Genomic DNA, 17,626 nt, shown 5'->3' with positions numbered 1-17,626 from the left:
GAGAGGCATATGCCCGTCTGGTTGCAGAACGAAGGCGCCTGGATCGCCATTGGCGTCTCGCTGCTGTTCATCGTGGCCGGTGTGGTGATGCACCGGGTCATCAAGAAGGTGCTGCAGGCGCCCCCACCCCAGGAAAACGAAACCCATGAGTGACATCCTCAACAAGATCGTGGCCGTCAAGCACGAGGAAATCGCCGCCGCGCGCCAGAAGAAGCCGCTGGACGTGGTGCGCTTCGACGCCGAAAGCCGGGTGCTGACGCGCGACTTCGAGGGCGCGCTGCGCGCCAAGATCGCCGCAAGCCAGGCCGCGGTGATCGCCGAAATCAAGAAGGCCAGCCCGAGCAAGGGCGTGTTGCGCGAAGAGTTCATCCCGGCCGACATTGCCCAGAGCTACGCCGAAGGCAACGGCAAGGTCAGCGCCGCCTGCCTGTCGGTGTTGACCGACCGCCAGTTTTTCCAGGGCAGCGCCGACTACCTGAAGCAGGCCCGCGCCAGCTGCGACCTGCCGGTGCTGCGCAAGGACTTCATGGTGGACCCGTACCAGATCTACGAAGCCCGCGCCATGGGGGCCGATGCCATCCTGCTGATCGCGGCCTGCCTGGACGACGCGCAGATGGCCGATCTGGAAGCGCTGGCGCAGGGGCTGAACATGGCGGTGCTGGTCGAGGTGCACGATCGCGACGAACTGCAGCGTGCGCTCAAGCTCAGAACCCCGCTGGTGGGCATCAACAACCGCAACCTGCGGACCTTCGACGTCACGCTGCAGACCACGCTGGACATGCTGCCCGATGTGCCGTCCGACCGCCTGCTGGTTACCGAGTCGGGCATCCTGGGGCGTGAGGATGTGATGAAAATGCGCGCCGCTGGCGTGCACGCCTTCCTGGTTGGCGAGGCCTTCATGCGGGCGCCCGAGCCGGGCCTGGCGCTGGCCGAGCTGTTTGCCTGAGTTACGCGATGCAAGGCGCGCTGGATTGGGGCGATTCCGGGGTAGTCCTGGGCGATTCGGCTCGGCAATTGCTGTTGGCCGATCCGGTGCGCTGGCCGGTTTCGGCCGACTGGTCGCCCCTGGTCGACGACTTCTGGATGTCATCCACAGGACAGGGCTTGCTGGGCTTTTTGCGCCAGCGCCTGGCCTTGGGGGCTCTCATCTACCCGCCGCGACCACTGCGGGCGCTGGAGTTGACGCCGCTTGCGCAGGTCCGGGTCGTGATTCTGGGCCAGGACCCATACCACGGCCCTGGCCAGGCCGAGGGGCTGGCGTTTTCCGTGCCTCCGGGGGTGAAGATTCCGCCCAGCCTGCGCAACATGTTCAAGGAACTGCAGCGCGATCTGGGGCTGCCGGCGCCCACCCATGGTTCGCTGGTGCGCTGGGCACAACAAGGGGTGCTGCTGCTCAACACCTGCCTGACGGTGGAAGACGGTCAGCCCGCCAGCCACGCCGGGCAGGGCTGGGAGGTGCTGACCGACGCGGTCATCCGTCGTTGCAGCGAGTCCGGGCTGCCCAAGGTGTTTCTGCTCTGGGGCGCACACGCCCAGAAGAAGCTGGGTCTGATCGATGGGGCCCGCCACTTGATGCTGTCCGCCAACCACCCTTCGCCTTTGTCCGCCAGCCGGGGCCCTGTACCGTTCATCGGATCCGGCCATTTTGGTGCCGTGAACCGCTGGCTGACCGCCCAAGGCGGACCGGCGATTGATTGGTGAACAACGAACAATGTTGCTGACATAGGCCAAAAAACCGTGGCATAATGCTGGGCTGCGCTATGGAGGGGTGGCCGAGTGGTTAAAGGCAGCAGACTGTAAATCTGCCCGCTTACGCGTACGCTGGTTCGAATCCAGCCCCCTCCACCAGCAACGGATGTGATGCAAGAGCGATTGGGATGTCGCGTTCAAAGTGTTTCAGGCCAAGAGGTCTGGTTCCTTCGGGCGGGAGTAGTTCAATGGTAGAACCCCAGCCTTCCAAGCTGATGACGCGGGTTCGATTCCCGTCTCCCGCTCCAGATTGCTTCGGTTGTTGATGGTGCGAACAGTTTTCTGAGATGTCCGGGTTGTCCGGGTGTCTTGGCCCTTGTGGCTCAGTGGTAGAGCACTCCCTTGGTAAGGGAGAGGTCGCGGGTCCGATTCCCGCCAAGGGCACCATATTTGTTCTGGTGTTTCGGCAATTTTGATTTTGGAGCTGAAAAATGGCAAAAGAGAAATTTGAGCGGACCAAGCCGCACGTGAACGTGGGCACCATTGGTCACGTTGACCACGGCAAGACCACGCTGACGGCGGCCATCACCACCGTGCTGGCGGCCAAGTTCGGCGGTTCGGCCAAGGCCTACGACCAGATCGACGCGGCGCCCGAGGAAAAAGCGCGCGGCATCACCATCAACACCGCCCACGTGGAATACGAAACGGCCAACCGCCACTACGCCCACGTCGACTGCCCCGGCCACGCCGACTACGTCAAGAACATGATCACCGGTGCCGCCCAGATGGACGGCGCCGTGCTGGTGTGCTCCGCCGCCGACGGCCCCATGCCCCAGACCCGCGAACACATCCTGCTGGCCCGCCAGGTCGGCGTGCCTTACATCATCGTGTTCCTGAACAAGTGCGACATGGTCGACGACGCCGAGCTGCTCGAACTCGTTGAAATGGAAGTGCGCGAACTCCTGGACAAGTACGACTTCCCCGGCGACGCCACCCCCATCATCCATGGTTCGGCCAAGCTCGCCCTCGAAGGCGACAAGGGTCCTCTGGGTGAAGAAGCCATCATGAAGCTGGCCGACGCCCTGGACACCTACATCCCCACGCCCGAGCGCGCGGTGGACGGTGCCTTCCTGATGCCCGTGGAAGACGTGTTCTCCATCTCCGGCCGCGGCACCGTCGTGACCGGTCGTATCGAGCGCGGCATCATCAAGGTCGGTGAAGAAATCGAAATCGTCGGCATCTCCACCACCCAGAAGACCACCTGCACCGGCGTGGAAATGTTCCGCAAGCTGCTCGACCAGGGTCAGGCCGGCGACAACGTCGGTATCCTGCTGCGCGGCACCAAGCGCGAAGATGTGCAGCGCGGCCAAGTGCTGTGCAAGCCCGGCTCCATCAAGCCGCACACCCACTTCACCGGTGAGGTCTACGTGCTGTCCAAGGACGAAGGCGGCCGTCACACCCCGTTCTTCAACAACTACCGCCCGCAGTTCTATTTCCGCACCACCGACGTGACCGGCTCCATCGAGCTGCCCGAAGGCAAGGAAATGGTCATGCCGGGTGACAACGTGTCGATCACGGTCAAGCTGATTGCCCCGATCGCCATGGAAGAAGGTCTGCGCTTCGCCATCCGTGAAGGCGGTCGCACCGTCGGCGCCGGCGTCGTCGCCAAGATCATCGAGTAATCGCCCTCCTGGGGGCACAAGCCAGTAGGGGTATAGCTCAATTGGCAGAGCGTCGGTCTCCAAAACCGAAGGTTGTAGGTTCGATTCCTACTGCCCCTGCCACCGAACAGGGCAACGCCGGAATCTGATTCCGAACTGTTTTGTGGTTTTACAAGCCCGCCGAAGTCGTCAAGACCTCTGGTGGGCTTGCGTGTCTCAAGCCTCTTGCCTTTTTTGGGCTTTAGATGCGAGTTTTGTACTGAATCGTCTGGATCCTCATGGCCACTTCCGAAGTTCAAACCGTCAACACCAGTGCCGACAAGGCCAAGCTGGCGGCGGCGGCCGCGTTGCTGTTGGGTGCCTTTGTGGCGTTTTACCTGCTTTCGGGTCGGGGTGCGCTGGTTCAGTGGGTGGCGCTGATCGTGGGCGTGGCGGCGGCCGTGGTGGTGTTTGGGGTATCCGAGTCCGGCAGGCAGTTGGTGGCGTTCGGGCGGGACGCCTGGCGCGAAACCAAGAAAGTGGTCTGGCCGGCCCGCAAGGAGGCGATCCAGATGACGGCCTATGTGTTTGCGTTCGTGTTCGTGATGGCGCTGTTCCTCTGGCTGACCGACAAGACCGTTGAGTGGCTGTTTTACGACCTGATCCTGGGCTGGAGAAAATAATGACCGATCATCAAAGCCCCGTGACCGATGGCGTGCCCGCCGAAGGGATGCGTTGGTACGTGGTGCACGCCTATTCCGGCATGGAAAAGGCCGCCGAGCGCAATATCGTCGAGCGCATCAACCGCGAAGGCATGCAGAGCAAGTTTGGTCGCATTCTGGTGCCCACCGAAGAGGTGGTGGAAGTCAAGAACGGTCAGAAGCGCACCACCGAACGCAAATTCTTCCCCGGCTATGTGCTGGTGGAAATGGTGATGGACGATGAAACCTGGCACCTGGTGAAGCACACCAACAAGGTCACCGGTTTCGTGGGCGGTGCCAAGAACCGTCCGGCGCCGATCTCCGAAGAAGACGTCCAGAAGATCGTCAACCAGATGCAGGAAGGCACTGACAAGCCGCGTCATAAGGTGGAGTTCGTCGTGGGCGAATACGTGCGTGTCAAGGAAGGCCCGTTCACCGACTTCAACGGCACGGTCGAAGAAGTCAACTACGAGAAGAACAAGATGCGCGTGTCCGTGACCATTTTCGGTCGTGCCACGCCGGTCGAGCTCGAATTCAGCCAGGTCGAGAAGACCTGAGTTTTTTCGTGGCACAGGCGGGTCGGCCCGACGCCTGTGCCATTTGATTCTCCCGGGTCCCCCAACGCGAGGAGGCTGTCTTGATGGCAGCCGTCTGCACTCGCAGGAGCTAAAAAATGGCGAAAAAAATCGTCGGCTTCATCAAGCTGCAAGTGCCAGCTGGTAAGGCCAACCCCTCTCCCCCGATCGGTCCGGCGCTGGGTCAGCGCGGCCTGAACATCATGGAGTTCTGCAAGGCGTTCAACGCCCAGACCCAGGGCGTCGAGCCCGGTCTGCCGCTGCCCGTGGTGATCACGGCATTCGCGGACAAGAGCTTCACCTTCATCATCAAGACGCCGCCCGCGACGACCCTGATCAAGAAGGCCATCAAGCTGGACAAGGGCTCTTCGGTGCCCAACAAGAACAAGGTTGGCAAGATCACCCGCGCTCAGCTGGAAGAAATCGCCAAGGTCAAAATGAAAGACATGACCGCTGCCGATGTGGACGCCGCCGTGCGCACCATCGCCGGTTCGGCCCGCTCGATGGGCGTGATTGTGGAGGGCGTGTGACATGGCCAAACTGACCAAAAAACAGAAGGCTTTCGAAGGCAAAGTGGACAGCAACAAGCTGTACCCACTGACCGATGCCCTGGCCATCATCAAGGAATGCGCCAACGCCAAGTTCGATGAATCCATTGACGTGGCGATCCAGCTCGGCGTGGATGCCAAGAAGTCGGACCAAGTGGTGCGTGGCGCCGTCGTGATGCCCAACGGCACCGGCAAGACCAAGCGCGTGGCCGTGTTCGCCCAGGGCGCCAAGGCCGAGGAAGCCAAGGCCGCGGGTGCCGACATCGTCGGCATGGACGATCTGGCCGCCGACATCAAGGCCGGCAACATGAACTTCGACGTGGTCATCGCTTCGCCCGATGCGATGCGCGTGGTCGGTACCCTGGGTCAGATCCTGGGCCCGCGCGGCCTGATGCCCAACCCGAAGGTCGGCACCGTGACGCCCGACGTTGCCCAGGCTGTGCGCAACGCGAAGGCCGGTCAGGTGCAGTTCCGCGTGGACAAGGCCGGCATCGTGCACGGCACCATCGGCCGCCGTTCGTTCGACGCCGACAAGCTCCAGGGCAACCTGGTGGCGTTGCTGGACGCGTTGACCAAGGCCAAGCCCGCCACCAGCAAGGGTGTGTACCTGCGCAAGGTGGCGGTGTCCTCGACCATGGGTGTGGGCGTTCGCGTCGACATGCAATCCATCGCGGCCTGATCGCGAAAAGAATTCGGGCCACTGCGGTGGCCCGGGTGTGGTGGGCCCGCAGGGCGGCAACGATGCCGCTGTGTGGGGCCATCCAAGACCGTTGGTGTTGGTCCGAACCTGTGAGGGAATGGCCCGACTTAATTGTGAAAAGCCAACGCAGATGGCGATCCCGCTGCAGATGGAACTTGTTCCCTAAACAGTTGGTCGCTGCAATGAGGCGTGCCAGAGGTCCGATGACCGAAGGCACATTTAAGGAGTAGACCTTGAGTCTGAATCGCAGTGAGAAAGAAGCGGTCATTTCCGAAGTGACCAGCCTCGCCGCTAAAGCTCAAACGCTCGTGATGGCGGAATACCGTGGCATCACGGTCGCGAACATGGACAAACTGCGCGTCACAGCCCGCAGCAACGGTGTGAGCCTGAGCGTGTTGAAAAACACCCTGGCCCGCCGTGCGGTGGCTGGCAGCAGTTTTGAAGTGGCCGCTGACCAGATGACCGGTCCGCTGATCTATGGCTTCTCCGAAGACGCCGTGGCCGCCGCGAAAGTGGTGGCCGAATTCGCGAAAACCAACGACAAGCTGGTGATTCGTGCAGGTGTCTACGGTGGCAAAGTCCTGGACGTCGAGGGCGTGAAGCAGCTCGCCAGCATTCCTTCGAAGGAAGTGCTGCTGGCCCAGCTGTGTGGCTTGCTGATGTCCCCCATGTCGCGTACGGCCGTTGTGCTGGGCGCGCTGGCGGCGAAAAAAGGCGAAGGCACTGCCCCGGCGGCACAAGCCCCGGCAGAGGAAGCTGCCGCCGCCTGAAGGCGTGGCAGATTCGTTTAACCAATTGTTAGGAAATCAAAATGGCATTCGATAAAGACGCATTTTTGACCGCGCTGGACAGCATGACGGTCATGGAACTCAACGACCTGGTGAAAGCCATCGAAGAGAAGTTTGGTGTGAGCGCTGCCGCCATGGCCGCTCCTGCCGCTGGTGGTGCTGGCGCTGGCGCCGCCGCCGCTGAAGAGAAGACCGAATTCAACGTCGTGCTGCTCGAAGCCGGCGCGAACAAGGTCTCCGTCATCAAGGCCGTGCGCGAAATCACCGGTCTGGGTCTGAAGGAAGCCAAGGACCTGGTCGATGGCGCTCCGAAGAACGTGAAGGAAGCGATTGCCAAGGCCGACGCCGAAGCCGCTGTGAAGAAGCTGGTGGAAGCCGGCGCCAAGGCCGAGCTCAAGTAATTCGGTTCTGGTCAGGGGCTGGAGTGCTCGAAAGGGCCTCCAGCCTTTGGTGCTTTCAGAGCCGCCTGTGCTAGTTCCATAGGCGCCGTGTTTTAAATGAACACTGATAAGTAAATTCTGTCGAGTTTGCTTATCAGTGTTTTCTGACCCCGACTGCAGAAAACGACTTGGTTCGGGCCTGTGTGCAATGCGCAGGCCGTCCGCCAATGGTTGGTAGAGGCCAGCCACCAAGCAAGCCACCAGGAGTTCTCCCTGGTAGGCAGACAGTCGCCGCAGACCTCAAGTCCGGAGATCTCATGGCCTCAGCATCGAACTATTCATACACCGAACGCAAACGCATCCGCAAGAGTTTTGGTACCCGCGAGAACGTGCTCGCGATTCCTTACCTGCTGCAGATGCAGAAGGATGCATACACCGCCTTCCTGCAGGCCGACTCCGCGCCGAAAAAGCGCACCAACGAAGGCCTCCAGGCCGCGTTCGAGGCCGCCTTCCCCATCGTCTCGCACAACGGCTTTGTCGAGATGAAGTTCGTCGAGTACAACCTGGCTCGCCCGGCGTTCGACGTGCGTGAGTGCCAGACCCGTGGTCTGACCTTCGCATCGGCCGTGCGCGCCCGTGTGCAGCTCATCATTTACGACCGCGAGTCTTCGACCAACCAGTCCAAGGTCATCAAGGAAGTGAAGGAACAAGAGGTCTACATGGGTGAAGTGCCCCTGATGACCGACAAGGGTTCCTTCATCATCAACGGCACCGAGCGCGTGATCGTGTCGCAGCTGCACCGCTCGCCGGGCGTGTTCTTCGAACACGACAAGGGCAAGACCCACAGTTCGGGCAAGCTGCTGTTCTCGGCCCGCATCATTCCCTACCGCGGCTCCTGGCTCGACTTCGAATTCGATCCGAAGGACGTGTTGTTCTTCCGCGTCGACCGCCGCCGCAAGATGCCGGTCACCATCCTGCTCAAGGCCATCGGCCTGACGCCGGAAACCATCCTGGCCAACTTCTTCGTCAACGACCACTTCCGCCTGATGGACAGCGGCGCGCAAATGGCCTTCGTGCCCGAGCGCCTGCGTGGTGAAGTGGCCCGTTTCGACATCACCGACAAGAGCGGCAAGGTCGTGGTGGCCAAGGACAAGCGCATCACGGTGCGCCACACCCGCGAGATGGAGCAGTCCGGCACCACGCACATCAGCGTGCCCGAAGACTTCATGATCGGTCGCGTGGTCGCGCGCAACATCGTGGACGCCGACACCGGCGAGATCATCGCCAAGGCCAACGACGAGCTGACGGAAGCCCTGCTGAAGAAGCTGCGCAGTGCCGGCGTGCAGGACCTGCAGTGCCTCTACACCAACGAACTCGACCAGGGCGCCTACATTTCGCAGACCCTGCGCAGTGACGAAACGGCCGACGAGTTCGCCGCCCGTGTCGCCATCTACCGCATGATGCGCCCCGGCGAGCCGCCGACCGAAGACGCGGTGCAGGCCCTGTTCCACCGCCTGTTCTACAACCCGGACACCTACGACCTCTCGCGCGTGGGCCGCATGAAGTTCAACGCCCGCGTGGGCCGCGACGAATCCACCGGCGCCATGGTGCTGTCCAACGAAGACATCCTGGCCGTGGTCAAGATCCTGGTGGACCTGCGCAATGGCCGTGGCGAAGTTGATGACATCGACCACCTGGGCAACCGCCGCGTGCGTTGCGTGGGCGAACTGGCCGAGAACCAGTACCGCACCGGTCTGGCGCGTATCGAGAAAGCCGTGAAGGAGCGTCTGGGCCAGGCCGAGCAAGAGCCGCTGATGCCGCACGACCTGATCAACTCCAAGCCGATTTCCGCGGCCCTCAAGGAGTTCTTCGGCGCGTCCCAGCTGTCGCAGTTCATGGACCAGACCAACCCGCTGGCCGAGATCACCCACAAGCGCCGCGTGTCGGCCCTGGGCCCGGGCGGTCTGACCCGCGAGCGCGCTGGCTTCGAGGTGCGCGACGTGCACGTCACGCATTACGGCCGCGTCTGCCCCATTGAAACGCCTGAAGGCCCGAACATCGGCCTGATCAACTCGCTGGCCCTGTACGCCCGCCTGAACGAGTACGGTTTCATCGAGACCCCGTACCGCCGTGTGGTGGACGGCAAGGTGACGAACCAGATCGACTATCTGTCGGCCATCGAAGAAGGCAAGTACGTCATCGCCCAGGCCAACGCCGCACTGGACAAGGATGGCAAGCTGACCGGTGACCTGATCTCCGCCCGTGAAAAGGGCGAATCGATCCTGACCCCGGCCGACACCATCCAGTACATGGACGTGTCGCCCGCGCAGATCGTCTCGGTGGCCGCCTCGCTGGTGCCCTTCCTGGAGCACGACGACGCGAACCGCGCGTTGATGGGCGCCAACATGTCGCGCCAGGCCGTGCCCGTGCTGCGCCCCGAGAAGCCGATGGTCGGCACGGGCATCGAGCGCGTGGCCGCGATCGACTCCGGCACCGTGGTGACCGCCAATCGCGGCGGCGTGGTCGATTACGTGGACGCGACCCGCATCGTGATCCGCGTGAACGACGCCGAGGCCGTGGCCGGTGAAGTCGGTGTGGACATCTACAACCTGATCAAGTACCAGCGTTCCAACCAGAACACCAACATCCACCAGCGTCCGATCGTCAAGAAGGGCGACAAGCTGGGCAAGGGCGACGTGATCGCCGACGGCGCGTCGACCGACCTGGGTGAGATCTCGATCGGCCAGAACATGCTGATCGCCTTCATGCCCTGGAACGGCTACAACTTCGAAGACTCGATCCTGATCTCCGAGCGCGTGGTCGCCGAAGACCGCTACACCTCGATCCACATCGAGGAACTCGTGGTCATGGCGCGCGACACCAAGCTGGGCGCGGAAGAAATCACCCGCGACATCCCCAACCTGGCCGAGCAGCAGCTCAACCGCCTGGACGACTCCGGCATCATCTACGTGGGCGCCGAAGTGCTGCCTGGCGACGTGCTGGTGGGCAAGGTCACGCCCAAGGGCGAGACCACGCTGACGCCGGAAGAAAAACTGCTGCGCGCGATCTTCGGCGAGAAGGCCAGCGATGTGAAAGACACCTCGCTGCGCGTGGACCAGGGCTCGCAAGGCACCGTGATCGACGTGCAGGTCTTCACCCGCGAAGGCATCACGCGCGACAAGCGCGCCCAGCAGATCATCGACGACGAACTCAAGCGTTTCCGCCTGGACCTGAACGACCAGCTGCGGATCGTGGAAGCCGACGCCTTTGACCGGATCGAGAAGCTGCTGACCGGCCGTGTCGCCAATGGCGGCCCGAAGAAGCTGGCCAAGGGCACCAAGATCGACAAGGCCTACCTGGACGAAGTCGAGAAGTACCACTGGTTCGACATCCGTCCGGCGGAAGACGACGTGGCGGCCCAGCTGGAGTCGATCAAGAACTCCATGGAGCAGACGCGCCACAGCTTTGACCTGGCGTTCGAAGAGAAGCGCAAGAAGCTCACGCAGGGCGACGAGCTGCCCGCGGGCGTGCTCAAGATGGTCAAGGTCTACCTGGCCGTCAAGCGCCGCCTGCAGCCCGGTGACAAGATGGCCGGCCGCCACGGCAACAAGGGTGTGGTCTCCAAGATCACGCCGGTGGAAGACATGCCCCACCTGGCCGACGGTACGCCGGTGGACATCGTGCTGAACCCACTGGGCGTGCCTTCGCGCATGAACATCGGTCAGGTGCTGGAAGTCCACCTGGGCTGGGCCGGTAAGGGCCTGGGCCAGCGCATCGGCGACATGCTGCAGCGCGAGGCCGCCATGTCCGAAGTGCGTGCTTTCCTGGAACAGATCTACAACGGCACGGGCCGCAAGGAAGACCTGTCCAAGCTCAACGACGACGAGCTGCGCGCCATGGCCGAAGAGCTGACCCGCGGTGTGCCGTTCGCATCCCCGGTGTTCGACGGCGCTTCCGAGCAGGAAATCATGGACATGCTCAAGCTGGCGTATCCGGACGACATCGCGAAGGCCAAGGGCCTGACCGAAACCCGCACCCAGGCGCAGCTGTACGACGGTCGCACCGGTGACGCTTTCGAGCGCAAGACCACCGTGGGCTACATGCACTACCTGAAGCTGCACCACCTGGTGGACGACAAGATGCACGCCCGTTCGACCGGTCCGTACTCCCTGGTCACGCAGCAACCGCTGGGCGGCAAGGCGCAGTTCGGTGGACAGCGTTTCGGCGAGATGGAAGTGTGGGCGCTGGAAGCCTACGGCGCTTCCTACATCCTGCAGGAAATGCTCACCGTCAAGTCCGACGACGTGCAGGGCCGCACCAAGGTGTACGAAAGCATCGTCAAGGGCGAGCACTCGATCGACGCGGGCATGCCCGAGTCGTTCAACGTGCTGGTCAAGGAAATTCGCTCACTCGGTATCGACATCGAGTTGGAACGCTCCTAATTCGCCGGCAAGACAAGGATTGAACCCATGAAATCATTACTCGACCTGTTCAAGCAGTTCACGCCCGACGAGCACTTCGATGCCATCCGCATCGGCCTGGCTTCGCCGGAAAAAATCCGCTCGTGGTCTTTCGGCGAAGTCAAGAAGCCCGAGACCATCAACTACCGCACCTTCAAGCCGGAACGCGACGGCCTGTTCTGCGCCAAGATCTTCGGTCCGATCAAGGACTACGAATGCCTGTGCGGCAAGTACAAGCGCCTCAAGCACCGCGGCGTGATCTGCGAGAAGTGCGGCGTTGAAGTCACGCAGACCAAGGTGCGCCGCGAGCGCATGGGCCACATCGACCTGGCCGCGCCCTGCGCCCACATCTGGTTCCTGAAGTCGCTGCCGTCGCGTCTGGGCCTGATTCTGGACATGACGCTGCGCGACATCGAACGCGTGCTGTACTTCGAAGCCTATGTGATCGTCGATCCGGGCATGACCCCGCTGAAGAAGTTCGCGATCATGTCGGAGGACGACTACGACGCCAAGCGCAAGGAGTACGGCGACGAGTTCATCGCCAAGATGGGCGCCGAGGGCATCAAGGAACTGCTGCAGGCCATCGACCTCGACATCGAGATCGAGAAGCTGCGCAACGACTTGACCGGCTCCGAGCTCAAGATCAAGAAGAACGCCAAGCGCCTCAAGGTGCTGGAAGCCTTCAAGAAGTCGGGCATCAAGCCCGAGTGGATGGTGCTGGACGTGCTGCCCGTGCTGCCGCCGGACCTGCGTCCGCTGGTGCCGCTGGACGGCGGCCGCTTCGCGACCTCCGACCTGAACGACCTGTACCGCCGCGTCATCAACCGCAACAGCCGTCTGCGCCGTCTGCTGGAATTGAAGGCCCCTGAAATCATCGCGCGCAACGAAAAGCGCATGCTGCAGGAAGCTGTGGACTCGCTGCTGGACAACGGCCGCCGTGGCAAGGCCATGACGGGCGCCAACAAGCGCGCCCTGAAGTCGCTGGCCGACATGATCAAGGGCAAGAGCGGCCGCTTCCGCCAGAACCTGCTGGGCAAGCGCGTTGACTACTCGGGCCGTTCGGTCATCGTGGTCGGCCCGACGCTCAAGCTGCACCAGTGCGGCCTGCCCAAGCTGATGGCCCTGGAGCTGTTCAAGCCTTTCATCTTCTCGCGCCTGGAAGCCATGGGCATCGCGACCACCATCAAGGCCGCGAAGAAGGAAGTCGAAGCCGGCACGCCGGTGGTGTGGGACATCCTGGAAGAGGTGATCAAAGAGCACCCGGTGATGCTGAACCGCGCACCGACGCTGCACCGCCTGGGCATCCAGGCTTTTGAGCCCATCCTGATCGAAGGCAAGGCGATCCAGCTGCACCCCCTCGTCTGCGCGGCCTTCAACGCCGACTTCGACGGTGACCAGATGGCCGTGCACGTGCCGCTGTCGGTGGAAGCCCAGCTCGAAGCCCGCACCCTGATGCTGGCCTCGAACAACATCCTGTTCCCGGCCAACGGCGAACCCTCCATCGTGCCCTCGCAGGACGTGGTGCTGGGTCTGTACTACGCGACCCGCGAGCGCATCAACGGCAAGGGCGAAGGCATGATCTTTGCCGACCTGCTGGAGCTGCAGCGCGCCCTGGACAACGGCGTGGTGGAAATCACCGCCAAGATCAGCGTTCGCCTGACCGAGTGGGCCAAGAACAAGGAAACCGGCGAATTCGTGCCCAGCACCTCGCTGGTGGACACGACCGTGGGCCGTGCGCTGCTGTCGGAAATCCTGCCCAAGGGCCTGCCTTTTGAGGTGCTGAACAAGGCGCTCAAGAAGAAGGAAATCTCGCGCCTGATCAACAGCTCGTTCCGCAAGTGCGGGCTGAAGGAGACGGTCGTGTTCGCCGACAAGCTGCTGCAGAACGGCTTCCGTCTGGCCACCCGCGCCGGTATCTCGATCGCGGTGGACGACATGCTGGTGCCCAAGGAAAAGCCGGCCATCATCGACCGCGCCGAGAAGGAAGTGAAGGAAATCGCCCAGCAGTACGCCTCCGGTCTGGTGACCGCGGGCGAGCGCTACAACAAGGTGGTGGACATCTGGGGCAAGGCCGGTGACGAGATCTCCAAGGTCATGATGGCCCAGCTGGCCAAGCAGAAGACCACCGACCGCCACGGCAAGGAAGTCGACCAGGAGTCGTTCAACTCCATCTACATGATGGCCGACTCCGGTGCCCGCGGTAGCGCGGCCCAGATCCGCCAGCTCGCCGGCATGCGCGGCCTGATGGCCAAGCCGGACGGCTCCATCATCGAGACCCCCATCACGGCGAACTTCCGTGAAGGTCTGAACGTGTTGCAGTACTTCATCTCCACGCACGGCGCCCGTAAGGGTCTGGCCGACACGGCGCTGAAGACCGCCAACTCGGGTTACCTGACCCGCCGTCTGGTGGACGTGACGCAGGATCTGGTGGTCAACAGCCAGGACTGCGGCACGACCAATGGCACGCTGATGCGCGCCATCGTCGAGGGCGGTGAGGTGATCGAGTCGCTGCGCGACCGCATCCTGGGCCGCACCACGGCCGAGGAAGTGATCCACCCCGAGACCCGCGCGGTTCTGCTGCCGGCCGGCACCCTGCTGGACGAGGACATGCTCGACGATCTGGAAGCCGCTGGCGTGGACGAGGTGAAGGTGCGCACCGCACTGACCTGCGAAACCCGCTTCGGCATCTGCGCCAAGTGCTATGGCCGCGACCTGGGCCGTGGCGGCCTGGTGAACATCGGCGAAGCCGTCGGTGTGATCGCCGCCCAGTCCATCGGTGAACCCGGCACGCAGCTGACCATGCGCACCTTCCACATCGGTGGTGCGGCGTCGCGTGCGGCCGTGGCCTCCAGCGTGGAAGCCAAGTCCAGCGGTTCCATTGGTTTCAACGCGACCATGCGTTACGTGACCAACACCAAGGGCGAGCTGGTGGTGATTGCGCGTTCCGGCGAGATCATCATCCACGATGAAATCGGTCGCGAGCGTGAGCGTCACAAGGTGCCGTACGGCGCGATCCTGGCGGTCAAGGCCGACCAGCAGATCAAGGCCGGTGCCATCCTCGCCAACTGGGACCCGCTGACCCGACCCATCATCACGGAATTCGCCGGTCAGGTGAAGTTCGAGAACGTGGAAGAAGGTCTGACGGTGGCCAAGCAGGTCAACGACGTGACCGGCCTGTCCTCGCTGGTGGTGATCGATCCGAAGCACCGCGGTTCGACCAAGGTGGTGCGCCCCCTGGTCAAGCTGCTCGACGCCCAGGGCAACGAAGTGAAGATCCCGGGCACCGACCACTCGGTGACGGTGGGCTTCCAGATCGGCGCGCTGCTGGAAGTGCGCGACGGTCAGGACGTCGGCCCCGGCCACGTGCTGGCCCGCATCCCGGTCGAAGGCCAGAAGACGCGCGACATCACCGGCGGTCTGCCGCGGGTGGCCGAGCTGTTCGAAGCCCGCAGCCCGAAGGACAAGGGCATGCTGGCCGAGATGACCGGTACGGTGTCGTTCGGCAAGGAAACCAAGGGCAAGGTCCGCCTGCAGATCACCGATCCGGAAGGCAAGATCTGGGACGAGCTCATCCCCAAGGAAAAGAACATCCTGGTGCACGAAGGCCAGGTGGTCAACAAGGGCGAGAGCGTGGTGGACGGCCCGGCCGATCCGCAGGACATCCTGCGCCTGCTGGGCATCGAAGAGCTGTCGCGCTACATCGTGGACGAGGTGCAGGACGTGTACCGCCTGCAGGGCGTGAAGATCAACGACAAGCACATTGAAGTGATCGTGCGCCAGATGCTGCGCCGCGTGGTCGTCGAGAGCGTGGGCGATTCGAACTACATCGCCGGTGAGCAGGTCGAGCGTTCCGAGATCCTCAACACCAACGACGCGCTGCGCGCCGAGGGCAAGCTGCCCGCGGTCTACAGCAACGTGCTGCTGGGTATCACCAAGGCCTCGTTGTCCACCGACTCGTTCATCTCGGCGGCTTCCTTCCAGGAAACCACCCGCGTGCTGACCGAGGCGGCCATCATGGGCAAGCGCGACGAGCTGCGTGGTCTGAAGGAAAACGTGATCGTGGGTCGTTTGATCCCGGCCGGTACCGGCATGGCCTACCACGAGGCGCGCAAGGTCAAGGAAAAGATGGACGACGAAGAGCGTCGCGCCATCGCCGAAGCCGATGCGCTGTCGCTGGCGGCCGATCAGGCCGACACGTCCAGCCCGAGCGAATCCGCCGAATAAGGCGCAACCCGCCCAGGGCCGGCCCACCGGCCGCTCCTAAAAAGCCCCCGGTCATCCGACCGGGGGCTTTTTTCTGGGCGCCTGTCTTCGGCCAGGGGGCTTGCGCAAAGGGCTGGGGTATATTGCGGGCGCCCTCTGCGGGCAGGTGCCGGTGCAGGGCTGCCCGGTCCGGTGGGTACTGGATGTCCGATACAAGGAGTTGAGAACATGTCTGCCACGCTGTGGGTGTTGCTGGCCTTGGGCCTGCTGGTGTTCTTCTGGGCCGTGGGGGCCTACAACCGGTTGGTGCGCCTGAAAAACGCGATCGCCAACGCCTTTGGCCAGATCGACGTGCAGCTCAAGCGCCGCTACGACCTGATCCCCAACCTGGTGGAGGTCGCGCGCAAGTACCTGGCCCACGAGGCGCAGACGCTGGAGGCCGTGGTCGCGGCCCGCAACCAGGCCAAGGCCGCCGAGCAGACGGCCGCGGGCAGCCCGCTAAATGCCGGTGCGCTCGGTGCGCTGAGTGGTGCCGAGCAGGTGCTGGGTGGGGCCCTCGGGCGCCTGTTCGCCGTGGTCGAGGCCTACCCCGATCTCAAGGCCGACCAGACCATGCGCGAGCTCAGCGAGGAGTTGTCCAGCACCGAGAACCGGATCGGTTTCGCGCGCCAGGCGTACAACGACAACGTGCTGGAGTTCAACGACGCGGCCGCGCAGTTCCCCACCCTGATCGTGGCGCGGTTGTTCAACTTCCAGCCCCAGTCCATGCTGGAGTCCACCACCAGCGACGTCGAGCGCCAGGCGGTGAAGGTCGCTTTTTGAGGCCCTCCTGCGCAGGGCGCCACCGTGCGGTTCTTTGAATTTCAGCGCGACGCGCGCGGTGAGACCCGCAAGCTGCTGCTCGCCTTCGTGCTCACCGTGCTGCTGCTGGTGCTGGCGATCAACGCCGCGCTGGCGTTGGCCTGGGGCCTGACCTGGGGTTTCTGGGTACCCGGCGACATGAGCTACCCGCGCCACTATTTCGCGGTCAACACCGCCGTGGTGCTGCTGTTCGTGCTGGGGGGCTGGTGGGTGGAAACCTCGCGCCTGGCCAGCGGTGGCGGGCAGCGGCTGGCCGAGCAGATGGGCGCGCGCCCGGCCCAGCCCTCGGGCGATTTTGACGACCAGCGCTTCTCCAACATCGTCGACGAGATGTCGATCTCGTCGGGCATGAAGCGTCCGCTGGCGATGGTGGTCGCGCGCGATCAGGGCATCAACGCCTTTGCCGCCGGCTGGGACGAGGACGACGCCGTCGTGGCCGTCACCCGCGGTGCGCTGGAACACCTCACGCGCGAGGAGCTTCAGGGCCTGGTGGCGCACGAGTTCAGCCACATCGGCGAAGGCGATACCCGGCTCAACATGCGGCTCATCGGCATGGTGTTCGGGCTGGAAATGCTGTACCGCATGGGGCGGCAACTGGTGGAGCCGGACGAAAAAGACCGCCGCATGGCCCTGGCCCTGATCGGTCTGGCCATTATGGCCGCGGGCTGGCTGGGCTGGCTCGCCGGCCATGCGCTGCAGGCCGCGGTGTCGCGCCAGCGCGAATACCTGGCCGATGCCCGCGCCGTGCAGTGGACCCGCAGCCGCGACGGCCTGGGTGGCGTGCTGCGCAAGATCATGAGCCAGCAGCGCGAAGGCGTGGTGTCGCGGCGCGTGGGCTCCATGGTGCAGCACATGCTGCTGGTGGCCAACGAATCCGGCGCCGTGGCCCACTGGCTCGATTCGCACCCCACGCTGGAGCAGCGCATCCACCGCATCTACGGCCGGGCCATGGGCCCGCTGCCGCTGACCCGCGACGATGAGCCCCCGCCGGCCAGCGAGGCGCCACCCCCTCCCGCCAGCAACCCCGGCGACGACCCGGGGTGGACCCTGATTTGACCCCGTGACGGTGGGTGGAAGGCCA

14 protein-coding genes and 4 tRNA genes are annotated in these 17,626 nt (G+C 63.5%); all 18 read left to right on the top strand.

Translation table 11 applies throughout. The features are described from left to right. Positions 1–9 precede the first annotated feature (9 nt). The 18 genes from KIH07_RS00975 (at position 10) to KIH07_RS00890 (ending at position 17,601) form a co-directional block, all read left to right on the top strand. Complete coding sequence (locus tag KIH07_RS00975) at positions 10–153, top strand: hypothetical protein (RefSeq protein WP_226490179.1); 144 nt, start codon at positions 10–12, stop codon at positions 151–153. Continuing rightward, complete coding sequence (trpC, locus tag KIH07_RS00970) at positions 146–946, top strand: indole-3-glycerol phosphate synthase TrpC (RefSeq protein ID WP_226490178.1); 801 nt, start codon at positions 146–148, stop codon at positions 944–946. Before KIH07_RS00975 ends, trpC begins: the two co-directional genes overlap by 8 nt. An 8-nt stretch (positions 947–954) precedes the next feature. Further along, on the top strand, positions 955–1,701 hold the full coding sequence (locus tag KIH07_RS00965) for a uracil-DNA glycosylase (RefSeq protein ID WP_226490177.1): 747 nt from the start codon (positions 955–957) through the stop codon (positions 1,699–1,701). Positions 1,702–1,762: 61 nt separating this feature from the next. After that, a tRNA-Tyr gene (locus tag KIH07_RS00960) sits at positions 1,763–1,848 on the top strand. A 75-nt stretch (positions 1,849–1,923) separates the two neighbouring features. Beyond that, a tRNA-Gly gene (locus KIH07_RS00955) sits at positions 1,924–1,997 on the top strand. 64 nt (positions 1,998–2,061) lie between these two features. Next, positions 2,062–2,136 (top strand) — tRNA-Thr (locus tag KIH07_RS00950). A gap of 44 nt (positions 2,137–2,180) precedes the next feature. Beyond that, positions 2,181–3,371 carry an elongation factor Tu gene (tuf, locus tag KIH07_RS00945; RefSeq protein WP_068176647.1) on the top strand — a complete coding sequence of 397 codons (1,191 nt, stop codon included), beginning with the start codon at positions 2,181–2,183 and terminating at the stop codon, positions 3,369–3,371. A 26-nt stretch (positions 3,372–3,397) separates the two neighbouring features. Beyond that, positions 3,398–3,473: transfer RNA gene (locus KIH07_RS00940), tRNA-Trp, on the top strand. Positions 3,474–3,628: 155 nt separating this feature from the next. Next, positions 3,629–4,012 (top strand): preprotein translocase subunit SecE, encoded by a 384-nt coding sequence (secE, locus tag KIH07_RS00935; protein WP_226490176.1) that lies wholly within the window; start codon positions 3,629–3,631, stop codon positions 4,010–4,012. Next, the gene (nusG, locus tag KIH07_RS00930) at positions 4,012–4,587 is read left to right on the top strand and encodes a transcription termination/antitermination protein NusG (protein ID WP_226490175.1); all 576 of its coding nucleotides are present in this window, start codon (positions 4,012–4,014) and stop codon (positions 4,585–4,587) included. The genes secE and nusG overlap by 1 nt, the downstream gene beginning before the upstream one ends. Positions 4,588–4,703: 116 nt before the next feature. After that, complete coding sequence (gene rplK / locus KIH07_RS00925; RefSeq protein ID WP_226490174.1) at positions 4,704–5,135, top strand: 50S ribosomal protein L11; 432 nt, start codon at positions 4,704–4,706, stop codon at positions 5,133–5,135. A 1-nt stretch (position 5,136) separates the two neighbouring features. Next, complete coding sequence (gene rplA / locus KIH07_RS00920) at positions 5,137–5,832, top strand: 50S ribosomal protein L1 (protein ID WP_226490173.1); 696 nt, start codon at positions 5,137–5,139, stop codon at positions 5,830–5,832. A 254-nt stretch (positions 5,833–6,086) separates the two neighbouring features. Further along, positions 6,087–6,623: a 50S ribosomal protein L10 gene (gene rplJ / locus KIH07_RS00915; RefSeq protein WP_226490172.1), complete on the top strand. Its 537-nt coding sequence runs from the start codon at positions 6,087–6,089 to the stop codon at positions 6,621–6,623. Between the two features lie 41 nt (positions 6,624–6,664). After that, the gene (gene rplL, locus KIH07_RS00910; protein ID WP_226490171.1) at positions 6,665–7,042 is read left to right on the top strand and encodes a 50S ribosomal protein L7/L12; all 378 of its coding nucleotides are present in this window, start codon (positions 6,665–6,667) and stop codon (positions 7,040–7,042) included. A gap of 296 nt (positions 7,043–7,338) precedes the next feature. Beyond that, on the top strand, positions 7,339–11,463 hold the full coding sequence (gene rpoB / locus KIH07_RS00905; protein ID WP_226490170.1) for a DNA-directed RNA polymerase subunit beta: 4,125 nt from the start codon (positions 7,339–7,341) through the stop codon (positions 11,461–11,463). 27 nt (positions 11,464–11,490) lie between these two features. Then, the gene (gene rpoC, locus KIH07_RS00900; protein ID WP_068176142.1) at positions 11,491–15,705 is read left to right on the top strand and encodes a DNA-directed RNA polymerase subunit beta'; all 4,215 of its coding nucleotides are present in this window, start codon (positions 11,491–11,493) and stop codon (positions 15,703–15,705) included. Positions 15,706–15,912: 207 nt separating this feature from the next. After that, positions 15,913–16,506 (top strand): LemA family protein, encoded by a 594-nt coding sequence (locus tag KIH07_RS00895; protein WP_226490169.1) that lies wholly within the window; start codon positions 15,913–15,915, stop codon positions 16,504–16,506. Positions 16,507–16,530: 24 nt separating this feature from the next. Next, positions 16,531–17,601, top strand: a complete 1,071-nt coding sequence (locus KIH07_RS00890) for a M48 family metalloprotease (protein ID WP_226490168.1) — start codon at positions 16,531–16,533, stop codon at positions 17,599–17,601. Positions 17,602–17,626 lie beyond the last annotated feature (25 nt).

The sequence above is a fragment of the Hydrogenophaga taeniospiralis genome (assembly GCF_020510445.1).
Taxonomy (GTDB): domain Bacteria; phylum Pseudomonadota; class Gammaproteobacteria; order Burkholderiales; family Burkholderiaceae_C; genus Hydrogenophaga.
The sequence above is the reverse complement of the archived record's forward strand: the minus strand, read 5'-3'. Positions and strand labels throughout refer to the sequence as shown.

What these genes read in the sequence shown, in the direction of transcription:
- KIH07_RS00975 (WP_226490179.1), top strand. Translation starts at nt 10, where the DNA reads ATGCCCGTCTGGTTGCAGAACGAAGGCGCCTGGATCGCCATTGGCGTC.
- trpC (WP_226490178.1), top strand. Translation starts at nt 146, where the DNA reads ATGAGTGACATCCTCAACAAGATCGTGGCCGTCAAGCACGAGGAAATC.
- KIH07_RS00965 (WP_226490177.1), top strand. Translation starts at nt 955, where the DNA reads ATGCAAGGCGCGCTGGATTGGGGCGATTCCGGGGTAGTCCTGGGCGAT.
- tuf (WP_068176647.1), top strand. Translation starts at nt 2,181, where the DNA reads ATGGCAAAAGAGAAATTTGAGCGGACCAAGCCGCACGTGAACGTGGGC.
- secE (WP_226490176.1), top strand. Translation starts at nt 3,629, where the DNA reads ATGGCCACTTCCGAAGTTCAAACCGTCAACACCAGTGCCGACAAGGCC.
- nusG (WP_226490175.1), top strand. Translation starts at nt 4,012, where the DNA reads ATGACCGATCATCAAAGCCCCGTGACCGATGGCGTGCCCGCCGAAGGG.
- rplK (WP_226490174.1), top strand. Translation starts at nt 4,704, where the DNA reads ATGGCGAAAAAAATCGTCGGCTTCATCAAGCTGCAAGTGCCAGCTGGT.
- rplA (WP_226490173.1), top strand. Translation starts at nt 5,137, where the DNA reads ATGGCCAAACTGACCAAAAAACAGAAGGCTTTCGAAGGCAAAGTGGAC.
- rplL (WP_226490171.1), top strand. Translation starts at nt 6,665, where the DNA reads ATGGCATTCGATAAAGACGCATTTTTGACCGCGCTGGACAGCATGACG.
- rpoB (WP_226490170.1), top strand. Translation starts at nt 7,339, where the DNA reads ATGGCCTCAGCATCGAACTATTCATACACCGAACGCAAACGCATCCGC.
- rpoC (WP_068176142.1), top strand. Translation starts at nt 11,491, where the DNA reads ATGAAATCATTACTCGACCTGTTCAAGCAGTTCACGCCCGACGAGCAC.
- KIH07_RS00895 (WP_226490169.1), top strand. Translation starts at nt 15,913, where the DNA reads ATGTCTGCCACGCTGTGGGTGTTGCTGGCCTTGGGCCTGCTGGTGTTC.